General features: G+C 54.3%; 13 protein-coding genes. 6 read left to right on the top strand and 7 right to left on the bottom strand.

Going from position 1 to position 14,858, the window contains the following annotated elements; translation table 11 throughout:
• Window positions 1–71 precede the first annotated feature (71 nt).
• Window positions 72–2,900 carry an excinuclease ABC subunit UvrA gene (gene uvrA, locus KGP17_RS24790; RefSeq protein WP_223498549.1) on the bottom strand — a complete coding sequence of 943 codons (2,829 nt, stop codon included), beginning with the start codon at window positions 2,898–2,900 and terminating at the stop codon, window positions 72–74.
• 287 nt (window positions 2,901–3,187) lie between these two features.
• On the opposite strand from uvrA, the gene ssb1 reads away from it, so the two are divergent.
• A complete protein-coding gene (ssb1, locus tag KGP17_RS24785) occupies window positions 3,188–3,730 on the top strand; it encodes a single-stranded DNA-binding protein SSB1 (RefSeq protein WP_024483970.1) in 543 nt (180 codons plus the stop codon).
• A gap of 97 nt (window positions 3,731–3,827) precedes the next feature.
• Here ssb1 and KGP17_RS24780 read toward each other — a convergent pair whose 3' ends face one another.
• The 4 genes from KGP17_RS24780 to KGP17_RS24765 all read right to left on the bottom strand — a co-directional run bounded on the left by KGP17_RS24780 (window position 3,828) and on the right by KGP17_RS24765 (window position 6,713).
• Window positions 3,828–4,559, bottom strand: coding sequence for a Fic family protein (locus tag KGP17_RS24780; RefSeq protein ID WP_094982838.1), 732 nt, complete (start codon window positions 4,557–4,559; stop codon window positions 3,828–3,830).
• Window positions 4,534–5,211, bottom strand: a complete 678-nt coding sequence (locus KGP17_RS24775) for a hypothetical protein (RefSeq protein WP_094982837.1) — start codon at window positions 5,209–5,211, stop codon at window positions 4,534–4,536. The genes KGP17_RS24780 and KGP17_RS24775 overlap by 26 nt, the downstream gene beginning before the upstream one ends.
• A gap of 295 nt (window positions 5,212–5,506) precedes the next feature.
• Complete coding sequence (locus KGP17_RS24770) at window positions 5,507–6,256, bottom strand: 3-oxoacyl-ACP reductase family protein (RefSeq protein ID WP_223498548.1); 750 nt, start codon at window positions 6,254–6,256, stop codon at window positions 5,507–5,509.
• Window positions 6,257–6,452: 196 nt separating this feature from the next.
• Window positions 6,453–6,713 (bottom strand): YdgH/BhsA/McbA-like domain containing protein, encoded by a 261-nt coding sequence (locus tag KGP17_RS24765; RefSeq protein WP_223498547.1) that lies wholly within the window; start codon window positions 6,711–6,713, stop codon window positions 6,453–6,455.
• 211 nt (window positions 6,714–6,924) lie between these two features.
• Between KGP17_RS24765 and KGP17_RS24760 the strand changes: the two genes are divergently transcribed.
• The 5 genes from KGP17_RS24760 to KGP17_RS24740 all read left to right on the top strand — a co-directional run bounded on the left by KGP17_RS24760 (window position 6,925) and on the right by KGP17_RS24740 (window position 11,852).
• Window positions 6,925–7,149 carry a lipocalin-like domain-containing protein gene (locus KGP17_RS24760; protein WP_314733075.1) on the top strand — a complete coding sequence of 75 codons (225 nt, stop codon included), beginning with the start codon at window positions 6,925–6,927 and terminating at the stop codon, window positions 7,147–7,149.
• Complete coding sequence (locus KGP17_RS24755) at window positions 7,146–7,814, top strand: glutathione S-transferase family protein (RefSeq protein ID WP_179244403.1); 669 nt, start codon at window positions 7,146–7,148, stop codon at window positions 7,812–7,814. Before KGP17_RS24760 ends, KGP17_RS24755 begins: the two co-directional genes overlap by 4 nt.
• Before the next feature lie 46 nt (window positions 7,815–7,860).
• Window positions 7,861–8,268: a VOC family protein gene (locus KGP17_RS24750; RefSeq protein ID WP_021180795.1), complete on the top strand. Its 408-nt coding sequence runs from the start codon at window positions 7,861–7,863 to the stop codon at window positions 8,266–8,268.
• Window positions 8,269–8,656: 388 nt separating this feature from the next.
• Window positions 8,657–10,018 carry an NCS2 family permease gene (locus tag KGP17_RS24745; RefSeq protein ID WP_039995975.1) on the top strand — a complete coding sequence of 454 codons (1,362 nt, stop codon included), beginning with the start codon at window positions 8,657–8,659 and terminating at the stop codon, window positions 10,016–10,018.
• Window positions 10,019–10,202: 184 nt separating this feature from the next.
• On the top strand, window positions 10,203–11,852 hold the full coding sequence (locus KGP17_RS24740; RefSeq protein WP_021180793.1) for a Na+/H+ antiporter: 1,650 nt from the start codon (window positions 10,203–10,205) through the stop codon (window positions 11,850–11,852).
• A gap of 36 nt (window positions 11,853–11,888) precedes the next feature.
• On the opposite strand, the gene KGP17_RS24735 is transcribed toward KGP17_RS24740, so the two are convergent.
• A complete protein-coding gene (locus KGP17_RS24735) occupies window positions 11,889–13,616 on the bottom strand; it encodes a SulP family inorganic anion transporter (protein ID WP_223498546.1) in 1,728 nt (575 codons plus the stop codon).
• A gap of 252 nt (window positions 13,617–13,868) precedes the next feature.
• Window positions 13,869–14,753 carry a LysR family transcriptional regulator gene (locus KGP17_RS24730; RefSeq protein WP_094981540.1) on the bottom strand — a complete coding sequence of 295 codons (885 nt, stop codon included), beginning with the start codon at window positions 14,751–14,753 and terminating at the stop codon, window positions 13,869–13,871.
• Window positions 14,754–14,858: the final 105 nt, after the last annotated feature.

Below are 14,858 nucleotides of genomic sequence, written 5' to 3'. Positions count from 1 at the left end.
TGCTGTCCCTAGGTTGCGCCGTAATAACGGCCAACATGCCGAGCTTGGTGTTCGGCATGTTGGCCACGGTGTTATCTCTGCAACATCGGTTTCAGGAACCGCGCGGTATGAGACTCTTTACAGTTGGCCACGGTTTCCGGCGTGCCGGACACCAGGATCTCACCGCCGCCGCTGCCGCCTTCCGGCCCCAGATCGACGATCCAGTCCGCCGTCTTGATGACGTCCAGGTTGTGTTCAATCACCACGATGGTGTTGCCCTGATCGCGTAACTGATGCAGTACCGCCAGCAACTGCTGGATATCGGCGAAGTGTAGGCCGGTAGTAGGCTCATCGAGGATATACAGCGTCTGACCAGTACCCCGCTTCGACAGCTCACGCGCCAGTTTCACACGCTGCGCTTCACCACCGGAAAGGGTGGTGGCCGACTGCCCGAGGCGGATATAGGAAAGCCCAACCTCCATCAACGTTTGCAGCTTACGCGCCAAGGCGGGCACGGCATCGAAGAAATCACGGGCTTCCTCAATGGTCATCTCCAGTACTTCGTGGATGTTTTTACCCTTGTACTTCACTTCCAACGTTTCGCGGTTATAGCGTTTGCCTTTGCACTGGTCGCAAGGCACGTAGATATCCGGCAGGAAGTGCATCTCTACCTTGATCACTCCGTCGCCCTGGCAGGCTTCGCAGCGACCGCCCTTGACGTTAAAGCTGAAACGGCCCGGCGTGTAGCCACGGGTACGGGATTCAGGTACCCCGGCAAACAGTTCACGCACCGGGGTGAAGATCCCGGTATAGGTGGCCGGGTTAGAGCGTGGCGTACGGCCAATTGGGCTCTGATCGATATCGATCACCTTGTCGAAATGTTCCAGGCCGGTCACTTCGCGGTAAGGAGCCGCTTCGGCAATGGTTGCACCGTTGAGCTGGCGTTGGGCGATCGGGAACAGCGTATCGTTGATCAGCGTTGACTTGCCGGAACCGGAAACGCCGGTAATGCAGGTAAACAGCCCGACAGGCAGCGTAAGCGTCACGTCCTTCAGGTTGTTGCCGCGTGCGCCGCTGAGTTTCAGCACCTTGCTCGGATCCGCGGGTACGCGTTCGGCCGGAATGGCGATTGAGCGCTTGCCGCTAAGGAACTGGCCGGTCAGTGAATCCGGTTGGGCCATGATGTCATCGACGGTGCCTTCCGCTACCACCTGGCCGCCGTGAACACCGGCACCAGGGCCGATATCGATCACGTGGTCGGCTGCGCGGATCGCGTCTTCATCGTGTTCTACCACGATCACCGTGTTCCCCAGGTTACGCAGGTGGATCAGGGTTTCCAGCAAGCGTTCGTTATCGCGCTGGTGCAGGCCAATAGATGGCTCATCCAGCACGTACATCACGCCTACCAGACCAGCACCGATCTGGCTTGCCAGGCGAATACGCTGGGCTTCACCGCCGGACAGCGTTTCCGCGGAGCGTGACAGTGAAAGGTAGTTCAGCCCGACGTTAACCAGGAACTTCAGACGATCGCCGATCTCTTTCAACACCTTCTCGGCGATCTGGGCACGTTGACCGCTCAGCTTCATATTCTGGAAGAAGGTCATGGCATGGCCGATGCTGAGCTCAGAGATCTCCGGCAGCGTAGTATCTTCCACGAACACGTTACGGGCTTCTTCACGCAGGCGGGTGCCACGGCACGAGGCGCAAGGACGGTTGCTGATAAATTTGGCCAGCTCTTCACGCACCGCGCTGGATTCGGTTTCTTTGTAGCGGCGCTCCATATTATGCAGCACGCCTTCAAACGAATGGCGGCGCACGGTGGTGTCACCGCGATCGTTGATGTATTTGAATTCGATTGACTCTTTGCCCGAACCGCTCAGTACCGCTTTCTGCACGTTGGCATCCAGGCTGCTGAACGGGGCTTCCACATCAAAGCTATAGTGCTCCGCCAGCGAGCGCAGCATCTGGAAATAATAGAAATTACGGCGGTCCCAACCGCGGATAGCACCACCGGCCAGAGAAAGCTCGGGGTTCTGAACCACACGCTCAGGATCGAAGAACTGCTGCACGCCCAGTCCGTCACAGGTAGGGCAGGCGCCGGCCGGGTTGTTGAACGAGAACAGCCGGGGTTCCAGCTCGCGCATGCTGTAGCCGCAGATGGGGCAGGCAAAGTTGGCGGAGAACAGCAGTTCATCCGCCTTTTCGTCATCCATATCGGCGACGACGGCGGTACCGCCGGACAGTTCCAATGCGGTTTCAAACGATTCGGCCAAACGCTGTGCCAGATCGTCACGCACTTTGAAACGGTCCACCACTACTTCAATGGTGTGTTTCTTTTGCAGTTCCAGCTTTGGCGGATCGGAGAGATCGCACACTTCACCGTCGATACGCGCGCGGATATAGCCCTGGGTTGCCAGGTTTTCCAGCGTCTTGGTGTGTTCACCCTTACGATCTTTCACCACCGGTGCCAACAGCATCAGGCGTTTGCCTTCCGGCTGGTTGAGCACGTTATCCACCATCTGGCTGACGGTTTGTGCCGCCAGCGGAACGTGGTGATCCGGACAACGCGGTTCGCCGACGCGGGCAAACAGCAGGCGCAGGTAATCGTGGATCTCGGTGATGGTCCCGACCGTGGATCGCGGGTTATGCGAGGTCGATTTCTGCTCGATGGAGATCGCCGGGGATAGACCTTCAATGTGGTCGACGTCCGGTTTTTCCATCAGCGAAAGAAACTGGCGAGCGTAGGCAGAGAGCGACTCAACGTAGCGCCGCTGCCCCTCGGCATACAGGGTATCAAAAGCCAGTGAGGACTTGCCTGAACCTGATAAACCGGTGACGACGATCAGCTTGTCGCGCGGGATAATCAGGTTGATGTTTTTGAGATTGTGGGTTCGAGCACCACGAACTTCGATATTGTCCATTTACACTTCCCGTCTTGATGATACACCGCGCCTGTCTGCGTTCTTTTGTGGGCGATTATGTGATCTATTGCGCAAAAAAACGGCTCGGCCAGTACGAAACGCATAATTATGGCACAAAAAAACCTGAATGAATATCCAGTATACGAATGCAACAAGGTCGATCGCCGGGACATTTTTGGAAGGCACTTCGCAGGTATAATCTAAGCAGGTGGCATGCTACAATTTGTGGTTTAGACTATCCAAAATGTGGTCTGAATCCACTTAAATGACTCATCGGGAGATCGAACATGGCCAGCAGAGGCGTAAACAAAGTAATTTTGGTCGGGAATCTGGGTCAAGACCCTGAGGTCCGTTACATGCCTAATGGCGGCGCAGTTGCCAACATTACCCTGGCGACCTCCGAGAGCTGGCGTGACAAGGCTACTGGCGAGCAGAAAGAAAAAACGGAATGGCACCGCGTGGTGTTGTTCGGCAAGCTGGCAGAAGTGGCGGGTGAATACCTGCGTAAAGGTTCCCAGGTTTACATCGAGGGTGCATTGCAGACCCGTAAATGGACCGATCAGGCGGGCGTAGAAAAATACACCACCGAAATCGTGGTCAACGTGGGTGGCACCATGCAGATGTTGGGCGGCCGCCAAGGTGGTGGTGCTCCAGCAGGCGGCGGCGCTCCAGCGGGTGGCCAGCAGGGCGGTTGGGGTCAACCTCAGCAGCCACAGGGTGGCAACCAGTTCAGCGGTGGTCAACAGCAGCAGGCTCGCCCAGCGCAAAACAGCGCACCAGCGGCCAGCAACGAACCACCAATGGACTTTGACGACGATATTCCGTTCTGATTGCGTCGTTTTGTTGAAAAATACCAGCAGCCTTTGGCTGCTGGTATTTCAGTGTTAGCCACATCGCCATCTATCTCTTCGAGTTCAACTTGCTTACCTAAATGCTCTCACCGCGCGCACGTTTAATGTCTTGGTAAGCTGCGTTTGCCTCGGGGTCATCTGCTTTATAAACGATATCGGGCAAACTTGTCCTATTTCGACCATCCAGCCCAGATAGTGACATTAAGTGTTGCAGTAGATCCTTGTGTCGAGTCTTGGAGCAAAAAGGAAGGAGATAGTTATCGAGATGTTTTCCTTGAGGATTCTCAATCTCTAATGTGAGTGCTTTTAGGTAAGCATTCTTTTGTGATGCGCCCCAGTCAATCGAAAAGCCAGCTCGGTGGCAAAGTTCGCTATGAACCAGCAGCATTGTTCTGCCGTTTCCATCAAGAAAAGGATGGCCCCAGGCAAAGATACCCATCACCGTTCCCGGTTGTCGCCTTAGGATGGCAGCATCGTTGCCCTTGGATAAGCCCCACTCGATTGCGTGTTGGCAACGCTCGGAGACTTCGAATTGTATTCGCTTGCCTTTGCTCACCAATCGGCCGACCCCTAACATTAGCCTATCCTGACCGGCCCAAGGGTAAAACTCGCCGAAAAGTAAGCGATGAACTTGCAGGAAATTCGAATAGGTGAGTTTACCTTTGATCGCGTGAAGATATGAGAGCGCCTCTTCAAGATTGGCTTCGAAGAATACATGTTCCTGACGTTTCAGCTCATCAAGATCTTTAATACCCTCAATGTTCCTGAGATATCCTGCCGTTTCATAGTCGCCGAACGGATCGAACATTTTTCACTTCCCTCATATAATTGGTCATTAGACGGGCAAGCTGTCGCCCGCTAATCAAGTCCTTTTTCTTCAGTGCGATAAGCAGCTTCTCTGTTATGTCGAGCTCTATTTCGTCACCGGCCAATCGAGTAACGGATTCGGCAAAGTCATCCAAGCCTGTACGTTGATATTGAATGCCATGTGCAGCGGCAAGTTTTTCGATAAACTTTCGTACACCTTTGGTTGGTAAATCATCGACATCTTGTGATAATAAATAATCCCCGTTAGATATTTTTTGATTATTACTATAGCGGATGGGGATCCCGTTTATTTCCAGCTTGCGTGAAACTCGCTGAGCGCCGATATCAACAATGCAAATATCTTGCCCGGCAATATGGTCTATTTTGATATCTTTGACCGGAGTGTCGAGTTTTTTAAATATCTCTTTGACTACTGTGATACAACGATCTGAATTGTATAGACCCTTATACTGCCGGTGCTCGTTTTTAACGTAAATACCTAAGCCAGGCTTAGTCAGGAAGCCGGAAGCAACCAGATCCCTCAGACTATCTGTGACTTGCGTACGTCCGCCAAGGGCTGAAAGCTCATGGCGCAAAACAATGCTGTCTGGGCTGTTTTCTAACGCTTTTATTAATTTGTCTTTGATTGACATCTCCACACTCCAGTGGTGTGTATATTTTGACCATTTTAGTGCTTTTTAAACCTTTTTTCAAGTTGACTTCAGTTCGTGAGGTCGTGGCCTACATTGGCTCAGCTAGGATGAGTGACTTTATTATTAAAATTTATTTGCAGCGTTCCAGGTCCTCTTGAAAGTACTGAAATATAATTCATCGGGTTTTACTCTATCTGATGATAAGAATATTATAGCGGCAGCGGGGATCTACAAACTGGTAATTAAGTACTTAACTAAACTGCCCCTTTTTAGTAGGAGCAGTTTGTCTAGGGCATTACGCTGAGAAGCCACCGTCAATCGTCAGGCTGGCACCGGTGATATATCCCGCCTCCGGCCCCGCCAGATAAGCCACAAAGCTGGCAATCTCTTCATCCTTACCATAACGGCCAACGGCCATCATCGGTTTCAACTGTTCGGCAAAATCGCCATCAGCCGGGTTCATATCGGTATCTACCGGGCCGGGCTGGACGTTATTGACGGTAATGCCGCGTGAACCCAGATCGCGAGCCATGCCCTTGGTTAAGCCGACCAGCGCCGACTTGCTCATGGCGTAGATCGCCCCACCGGCAAACGGCATGCGCTCGGCGTTGGTGCTGCCGATATTGATAATGCGACCATTATCATTCATATGGCGCGCGGCCCCCTGGCTGGCAACAAATACGCTGCGGACGTTAACGGCCAGCGTGCGATCCAGATCTGCTAACGACAATTCCTCCAGGTTACCCATTGCCAGCACGCCCGCGTTATTCACCAGAATATCCAGCTTGCCGAAGCTGTTTACCGTCTGGCGTATAGCCTGTTGCAGAGCCTCTGCGTCGGCACTGTCTGCACGGATGGCAATGGCTTGACCGCCAGCCGCCGTAATGGCTTCAACCACCTCATCGGCTTTATCGGGGGAGGAAACGTAGGTGAATGCGACGGTAGCGCCTTCACGTGCCAGGCGTTTAACGATGGCGGCACCGATACCGCGTGAACCACCTTGGACAAAAGCTACTCGGCCAGACAGAAGTTGGGTTACCGACATGATATCTCTCCAAAAGTTGTAATGGTTATAAATAGCAACTGCAGTATCTGGGAAAACGCAGGCAGGGGATTGCCAAAATGGGCCATGTGCCGGTTGGCTGGCGGGGATGGGTTACATTATAGAGTAGTCTGGTTGTTCCGGTTTGTATTACCGGTTAAAACGCGAAAAGCCCCTTGCGGGGCTCATAATCTGACGATTAGTTAAAAATTTCTGCTGTGCCGTAAAGCTTGTTCTGGCCACCGGCGGAAACGATACGGTAAGAGTTGGCACCGGATGCGGCCGCTTTGCTTGCCAGTTCGGCTTCCAGAGCGCTCAGGTTGCTGGCACCGCTTACGGAAACCACACCGATTTTCTGTGAGTCGGCAGTTGGCTGGCTGGTGACCTGGTCAGCGGCAATGCTGGCGAAAGAAGCGGAAGTTAACATTACAGCGGCAGCAAAAATTTTGATGCTTTTCATAATTCAATCCTCAGGGGTTTTGTTAGGTGAGAGGCCGTTGTCTCTCGATGTGTTGAATGATAGGCCACTTGGCGGTAATGGAAAATCGGAGAGTTTTGAGTATCTACATCAAATAAATTGAATTATACGTAGGGTTGGCGATAGTTGAAATCACAACTACCTTTTAACCTGGGCGTCAAGGGAGCGAATGTGATGACAACGAATCAGTTTATTGGCAGTTGGCCACTATCGGATTGATGAAGATAAACAGTGCGTCATTCATCGGGTCGAGGGGTGTTCGTTCCCCAACTGGCTGGGTAGCCAGCAGATCCGCTTCTACAGTTTCACTGGCGAGACACTCACATTACGCACCGTGCCGTTGCAACTGGACAACAGCGTGCAAATTGGCGAATTGGTGTGGCAACGGCTCCAGGCCGCTGAGGGAGAAAAATCATGATTATCGTGCATCATCTGAACAACTCGCGTTCGCAGCGCATTTTATGGTTTCTGGAGGAGCTCGGTGTTCCCTATCAGGTTCTGCGTTATCAACGCGATAAAACCACCATGCTGGCACCGCCCGAATTGAAAAAGATCCACCCGTTGGGCAAATCGCCGGTAGTGGTAGACGGCGATCTGACACTGGCCGAGTCGGGCGCCATTATTGAATACCTGCAGGAAGCCTATGACGCACAAGGGTTATTCACGCCCACGGATTTTCACGCTCGCCAGGAGTATCGCTATTGGCTGCACTATGCAGAAGGGTCGTTGATGCCGCTGCTGGTAATGAAACTGGTGTTTAGCCGTTTAGGACACCCGCCGATCCCATGGGTGATACGCCCGATTGCCGGGGCGATCGGTAAAGGGGTACAGAAAGAGTATCTGGATAAGCAGATTGTCACGCATCGCGATTATCTGGAGCAACACCTGAATAAAAGCACCTGGTTTGTGGGCAATGAATTCAGCGCTGCGGATATCCAGATGAGTTTCCCGGTGGAGGCGCTAGCTGGACGAGGCGGGCTGGAGGGGTGCCCGAAACTGCAAGACTATCTGCAACGCATTCACGCGCGTCCTGCATATCAACGGGCTCTGGAACAGGGGGGGCCGTTTAGCGTGCTGGGGTGAAGGCTTGAACTATACTCGATAGGGTCACTTTCATAGGAGGTAGCCCATGGCTACGCAAATTTTTGTTAACCTGCCCGTCAGCAATTTGCCCGCTTCTATCGAGTTCTTCCGCCAACTGGGGTTTATCTTCAACCCGCAGTTTACCGATGACACTGCCGCCTGCATGGTCGTGAGTGAGAGTATTTACGTGATGTTGCTGACTCACGAGAAATTCCAACTGTTTACCCCCAATCCCGTCAGCGATGCCAACAAAGCGACGGAAGTGCTGATTTGCCTGTCGCAACCCAGCCGTGCTGCGGTAGACGCGTTGGTACGCAAAGCCATTGCCGCCGGTGGCAATACCTATAATCAGCCACAGGATTACGGCACTATGTATGGTCATGGCTTCCAGGATTTGGACGGTCATATCTGGGAGTTGATGTACATGGATGAGCAGGCGATGCAATCGCAATAATCTTTTCCGCCCCAAGCTGTCGGGGCGATCTCTCCTCTTCAAGTCGTAATGTGATAAACCTCACATCTTCAACAATGAGCGATCCCAATACGTTTTCGCATAAATTGTCGCGATCTTTAGTTGATCAGACGGCATAGAAGGCTAGATAATCGTTTGCCTTGAAAATCCCACCCAGTAGCGTTTGGGATTTTTGGGGATAAGACCATCATAAATCACCCGCTGCATGCGATGAGAGTTAAACGTTTGCCTTTTACACGGCGTCTGTTGCCGCGTTCCTGAAGGGTAAGGAAGCGAACGTGACGGAAACGGTTTCGTAATGACCATGCATCAGTGGGATAACAAGCCACTTCATCCAGGCTGGCAGCAATGAAAAACAGGGGACAGCAACATGTCGAATTCTCAAGCAAATAACGCCGTGACACCCAAAGGCGGGCTTGATGCGTACTTTAAACTTACAGCACGGGGTACCAACGTGCGTCAGGAAGTGGTGGCAGGGCTAACCACCTTCCTGGCGATGGTCTACTCGGTGATCGTGGTTCCCAGCATGCTGGGTAAAGCCGGTTTCCCACCGACTGCGGTATTCGTTGCCACCTGCCTGGTTGCCGGTTTGGGGTCGTTGCTGATGGGCTTGTGGGCCAACCTGCCGATGGCGATTGGTTGTGCCATTTCACTGACGGCGTTCACCGCCTTTAGCCTGGTGCTGGGTCAGCAGATCAGCATTCCCGTGGCGCTGGGCGCGGTATTCCTGATGGGGATCCTGTTTACCATCATCTCGATTACAGGTATCCGCTCCTGGATCCTGCGTAACCTGCCAATGGGAGTGGCGCACGGCACCGGTATTGGTATCGGCCTGTTCCTGCTGTTGATCGCGGCTAACGGTGTCGGCCTGGTGGTGAAAAATCCGCTGGATGGTTTGCCTGTAGCGCTGGGAGCATTTACCTCGTTTCCGGTGGTGATGACGTTAATCGGCTTAGCGGTTATCTTCGGCCTGGAAAAACTGCGTGTACCTGGCGGCATCTTGCTGGTCATTATTGCCATTTCGGTTATCGGCCTGATTTTCGACCCGGCGGTGAAATACCAAGGGTTGTTCGCCATGCCTAGCCTGGCGGGGCCGGATGGCAAATCGCTGATCTTCAGCCTGGATATCATGGGGGCGTTACAACCGGTGGTGTTGCCAAGCGTGTTGGCATTGGTAATGACTGCGGTGTTTGACGCCACTGGCACCATCCGTGCGGTCGCCGGGCAGGCCAATCTGCTGGATAAAGATGGCCAGATCATTAACGGTGGCAAAGCGCTGACCTCTGATTCCCTGAGCAGCATTTTCTCCGGGCTGGTTGGGGCTGCACCTGCCGCGGTTTATATCGAATCTGCCGCAGGTACGGCGGCGGGCGGTAAAACCGGCCTGACGGCCACCGTGGTTGGGCTGTTATTCCTGCTGATCCTGTTCCTGTCGCCGCTGTCCTATCTGGTGCCAGTGTACGCCACCGCTCCTGCGCTGATGTACGTTGGCCTGCTGATGTTGAGCAACGTCACCAAGCTGGATTTCGACGACTTTGTCGACGCCATGGCGGGTTTGCTGTGCGCGGTGTTTATCGTGCTGACCTGTAACATTGTGACGGGCATCATGCTGGGCTTCAGCTCGCTGGTGATTGGCCGCGTGTTCTCCGGTGAATGGCGTAGGCTGAACATCGGTACCGTGTTAATCGCGGTGGCGCTGGTGGCATTCTATGCGGGTGGTTGGGCAATTTAAGCCTTTCTTCTACGGGGCCATCCTCCGGCCCCGTCGTTCATTTCCTTAAGACTATTCTTCCCCTTTTCTGCGACGTGTTTTGAAAGGCACAACAAGCTTTATAACTGAGAAAAAAAGTGATCTACTATTCGGACACTGTTACCCGCGCGCTTTGGTGATCTGAACTTAAGAGTCTAAGGAAAGCATGGAAATATTTTTTACAATCCTCATTTTGATCCTGGTGGTCTCCCTGTCTGGGGTGGTAACACGCATGTTGCCGTTCCAGATCCCGTTACCCTTGATGCAAATTGCCATTGGGGCCTTGCTGGCCTGGCCGCATTTCGGGTTGCACGTTGATTTTGACCCCGAACTGTTTTTAGTGCTGTTTATTCCACCGTTGCTGTTTGCCGACGGATGGAAAACGCCTACCCGTGAATTCTTGCACCACGGGCGTGAAATCCTGGGGTTGGCCCTGGTGTTGGTGTTGATCACCGTTGTCGGCGTGGGTTATCTCATTTACCTGATGGTACCAGGGATCCCGCTGGTCGCCGCGTTTGCGCTGGCGGCAGTATTGTCTCCTACCGATGCCGTGGCTCTGGGCGGTATCGTCGGTAAAGGGCGTATCCCAAGAAGTATCATGAGTGTGCTGGAAGGTGAGGCGTTGATGAATGACGCTTCTGGCCTGGTATCGTTAAAATTTGCCATCGCGGTGGCAATGGGGACCATGGTGTTTACCGTCGGTGGCGCCACTATGGAGTTCCTGAAGGTGGCAATCGGTGGCCTGCTGGCCGGTGTGGCGGTGACGTGGACCTACAGTAAATCGCTGCGCGTGATGAGCCGTTGGAGCGGAGACGATCCGGCCACGCAGATTGTGCTGCTGTTGCTGTTACCCTTTGCCTCCTATTTGATTGCCGAACATATCGGCGTGTCCGGCATCCTGGCTGCCGTCGCGGCGGGGATGACCATCAGCCAGTCTGGCGTGATCCGTAACGCACCGCTGGCCATGCGTTTGCGCGCTAACAGCGTCTGGGCGATGCTGGAGTTCGTGTTCAACGGCATGGTGTTCATCATGTTGGGGCTGCAACTGCCGGGGATCTTGGAAACCTCGATTGTGCAGGCTGAACTGGATCCGACTATCGAGACCTGGTATCTGTTCACCGACGTGGCGATTATCTACGCCGCGCTGCTGGTGCTGCGTTTCAGCTGGCTGTGGGTAATGAAAAAGGCCAGTAATCGCTTTATGAAAAAGCGCCCTCTACAGTTTGGCGATTACAGCATACGTGAGCTGTGGGTTGCTTCTTTCGCTGGCGTGCGTGGGGCGATTACGCTGGCTGGTGTGCTCTCTATCCCGCTGTTACTTAGCGATGGCACCGCCTTCCCGGCGCGCTATCAGCTAGTGTTTATCGCCGCCGGGGTGATCTTGCTGTCACTGATCGTTGGCGTACTGGCGTTGCCGTTATTACTGCGCGGGGTGCATGTCGCAGACAAGAGCGCCAGCAAGACCGAAGAGCGCATGGCGATTGCCATGGCTGCCGAGGTGGCGATTGAGAGCATCAACAAGATGGAAGAGCGGCTGGTGGCCGACACCGAGGAAAACCTCGATCCGCAGGTGCTCAAAGAGGTCAGTTCCAGGGTGACCGGAATGTTGCGGCGGCGTATTGCCAGTAAAGACGATATCGAAAATGCGCTGGCGTTGGAAAACCTCGAGCGGCGTTTCCGTTTGACCGCCTTGCGGGCGGAGCGTGGTGAGCTTTATCACCTACGCGCTACGCAAAAAATCAGCAACGAGACGCTGCAAAAACTGCTGCACGATCTCGATCTGCTGGAAGCCTTACTGGTTGAGCGAGAAGGCTAACCACATCTTTACGGGGGCCGCTATGCGGCCCCTATCTTATTCAGCCAAGGCTTCGGCATCTCGATCCCCTTGCGCTTTACTCTCCTTGCTTTGGATCAGCTTCAACGCCAGATACAGGTCGGGAACCAGGATCAGTTTATTCTCCTTGCTGCCGGAGCGATCCAGGCGAAACCAGCGTGTCAGCTCGGTACGGCGGCCTGCGAGCACCAGGCCGATCCCCCGTAGTTGCAAATCCCGCTTCAATTCCTCGATAGCGGCTAACACGCTAATATCCGCATGGGTGAAGCTGGCCACCGCGTCAATAACCACCCAACGTGGATGGCCCGGAGCCCCATTTACCAGAGTGGTGATCCGCCGCTTGAAGTAGGCAACGTTAAAATAGGTCAACGGCGAATTAAAGCGGTACATAATGACGCCATCGACAGGCTGGACGCCGTTGCTCTTACCCAGCGAATGGATCATACCGTCTGCATTGACCCCCAGTAGCTGTTCGGTTGGCCGGAAAACCGTCTGTAGAAACTGCAACAGACCCAGCAGCACCGCCAGCCCAATGCCGGGAATGATCCCTACCAGCAGCACGCTCAAGAAAGTAAACAGCGCCAGATAGAACGCGGGGCGGTTGCGTTTGCGCAACCGGAAAATGCTGCGCATATCCAGCAGTGACCAAGAGGCGTAAATCAGCACCACGCCGAGCACCGGGATGGGGATAAACTGCAGCGGCTCGCTAAAAAATGCCACTACCAAAGCGATCGCCAGCGCGGCAATCACCGAGACCAACTGACTTTTTCCGCCGTTGGCATCATTAACGGCGGTACGAGAGTTGGCACCGCTGATGGCAAACCCCTGCGAAAGCCCGGAGACGATATTCACCAGCCCCAGTGCGCGAAACTCGCTGTCGGCGTCAACCTCGTAGCCATTCTTTGCCGCAAAGCTCCTGGTGGTCAGCATCATGCTGACAAAGCTGACTACGGCAAGGTTGAGCGCCGGGATCACCAGATCGCGCAGCAGCCCGGGTTTAAAATCAGGCCATGACACCATGGGCAAACCGCCACCGGTATAGCCCCCAACCGTTTCAATGCCAAAATGCGGCAAATTAGCCGCCCAGGTCAACGCCGTTGTCAGCACTACGGCGAACAGCGGTGCAGGCCAGTTAGGCCGGGTGTAGTGGACGCCAAGCAGGATCAGCAGCGTCAGCAGTGACATAAGCACCGTGGGCCAATGGCTGTTGAGTAAGTTAACCGGCAGTGCGTAAATACGTTCAATCAGCTCGCTGGAGGACGAGGCAAACCCGAATATCTTGCTGATCTGATTGACGATAATCGTAAGCGCCACGCCGTTGAGCAATCCATTGAGGATCGGGCGTGACAGCAGGTCTGCAATGGCTCCCAGCTTGAAGCGGCTGGCAATCAGGCACCAGGTTCCCATCATCAGGGTCATTACGATGGTCAATTGCCAGTGCAGCTCGGTATGGCCAGCCGCTAGAGGAGTGACTACTGCGGCGATGACCGCGCAGGTGGCTGCATCAGGCCCGACGATCAGCTGACGCGATGAGCCAAAAATGGCGTAGGCGATCATCGGTAGAATACAGGAGTAAAGCCCGACGATGGCGCTCACGCCAGCCAGCTCGGCGTAGGCAATCGCCACCGGTAATGCCACTGCTGCCACCGAGAGGCCAGCGCGGATATCAGGTTTCAACCAGCTACGATCGTAAGCGAGCAGGTTCATCAGGCCAGGCGCGATACTCTGGAGGGATTTCCGCTGCATATCATTTCCATCCGGCTGAATAAAGGGGCATGCTGTCTCTTTCGTTGGCCGGAAGAGTAAATCAGCGGTTTTTTTGTGATTTTGGGTGAGCATTAGCCGAAGTATAGCAGGGGATTATGACGTGAATTTGCTACCGTTATGCAATGAGAGGGACTTTACGGGCCACAGATTGATCACGCTACTTGATAGGCGCTCTGAATCGGCTCCCTCGCCCTTTGGGAGAGGGTTGGGGTGAGGGAAAACAGAAGACTATCAAGGCTGAGGCCAGTACTCCCGGCAGCAGGCAATCCAGGCCTGGGCGCTGTGAGAAAGGTAGCTGCCCTGGCGCCAGATCAGCCCCACTTGCCACTCCATTCGTGGCTCCAGCGGCAGCCAGATCAGGTTTTCTTTATCCAGCCATTGGCAGACTGGCTCCGGTAAGGTGGCAATTCCCACTCCGGCCTGCACCATCGCTGCCAGAAAATCCCACTGGCCGCTGCGTACGGCAATCTTGGGTTCGAAGCCCGCCTGCTGAAAGGCTGCCATCAGCATTTTATACAGCGTGAAGTCTTCGTTATAAATCAGGATTGGCCACTCGGCCAGCTCATTGATCGCGATGCTGGTGCGGTTGAGCCAGTGTGCCGTCTTTGGCACAACTACGCACATCGGGTGGCTTAGCAGGGGCAAAAAGGTCAACGGCTGGTCAGAGACTGCGGGCAGTATCGTCATCGCCAGATCCAATTCTCCGGTTAACACCGCCTGTTCGACCGAAAGGCCGCCCAGTTCGGAGATCTTCAGTTCGATCCCCGGATAGGTCTGGCGGAACTGACGGATCAAACCGGCGATCTGCCTGCCGACCATCGGTGGAATACCCAGCCGCAGCACCCCCTTTTTCACCGAGCTGATGTCCTCCAGTTCGGCCTCCAACTGGCGGAACTCATCGAGGATCGCCAGGCCGCGCTGATAAACCGCCTGCCCGCTGTCGGTGAGGTGCAGCTTGCGCCCTTCGCGTACCAGTAGTGTGCACTCCAACTCATCTTCCAGATGGCGCAACATCTTGCTGATGGTGGGTTGGGTAACAAACAGCTTCTCGGCCGCGCGGGTGAAACTTTGCTGGCGGACCACTTCCACAAAATAACGCAGGGTGCGGACATCCACTTTGGGCTCTCCTGAAGGCGGTGCCGCCGGGAAACTATTCCCTTACGGCATGATGTTGATAATTTTAATTCATTTCAGGCAGGGTTTCCCGGCTGCGTATACTGT

This window comes from Serratia sp. JSRIV001, from assembly GCF_019968745.1.
In the GTDB taxonomy this organism is placed as follows: Bacteria; Pseudomonadota; Gammaproteobacteria; order Enterobacterales; family Enterobacteriaceae; genus Chania; species Chania fonticola_B.
Note: the sequence above shows the minus strand (reverse complement) of the source record. Positions and strands in the feature narration are given on the sequence as shown.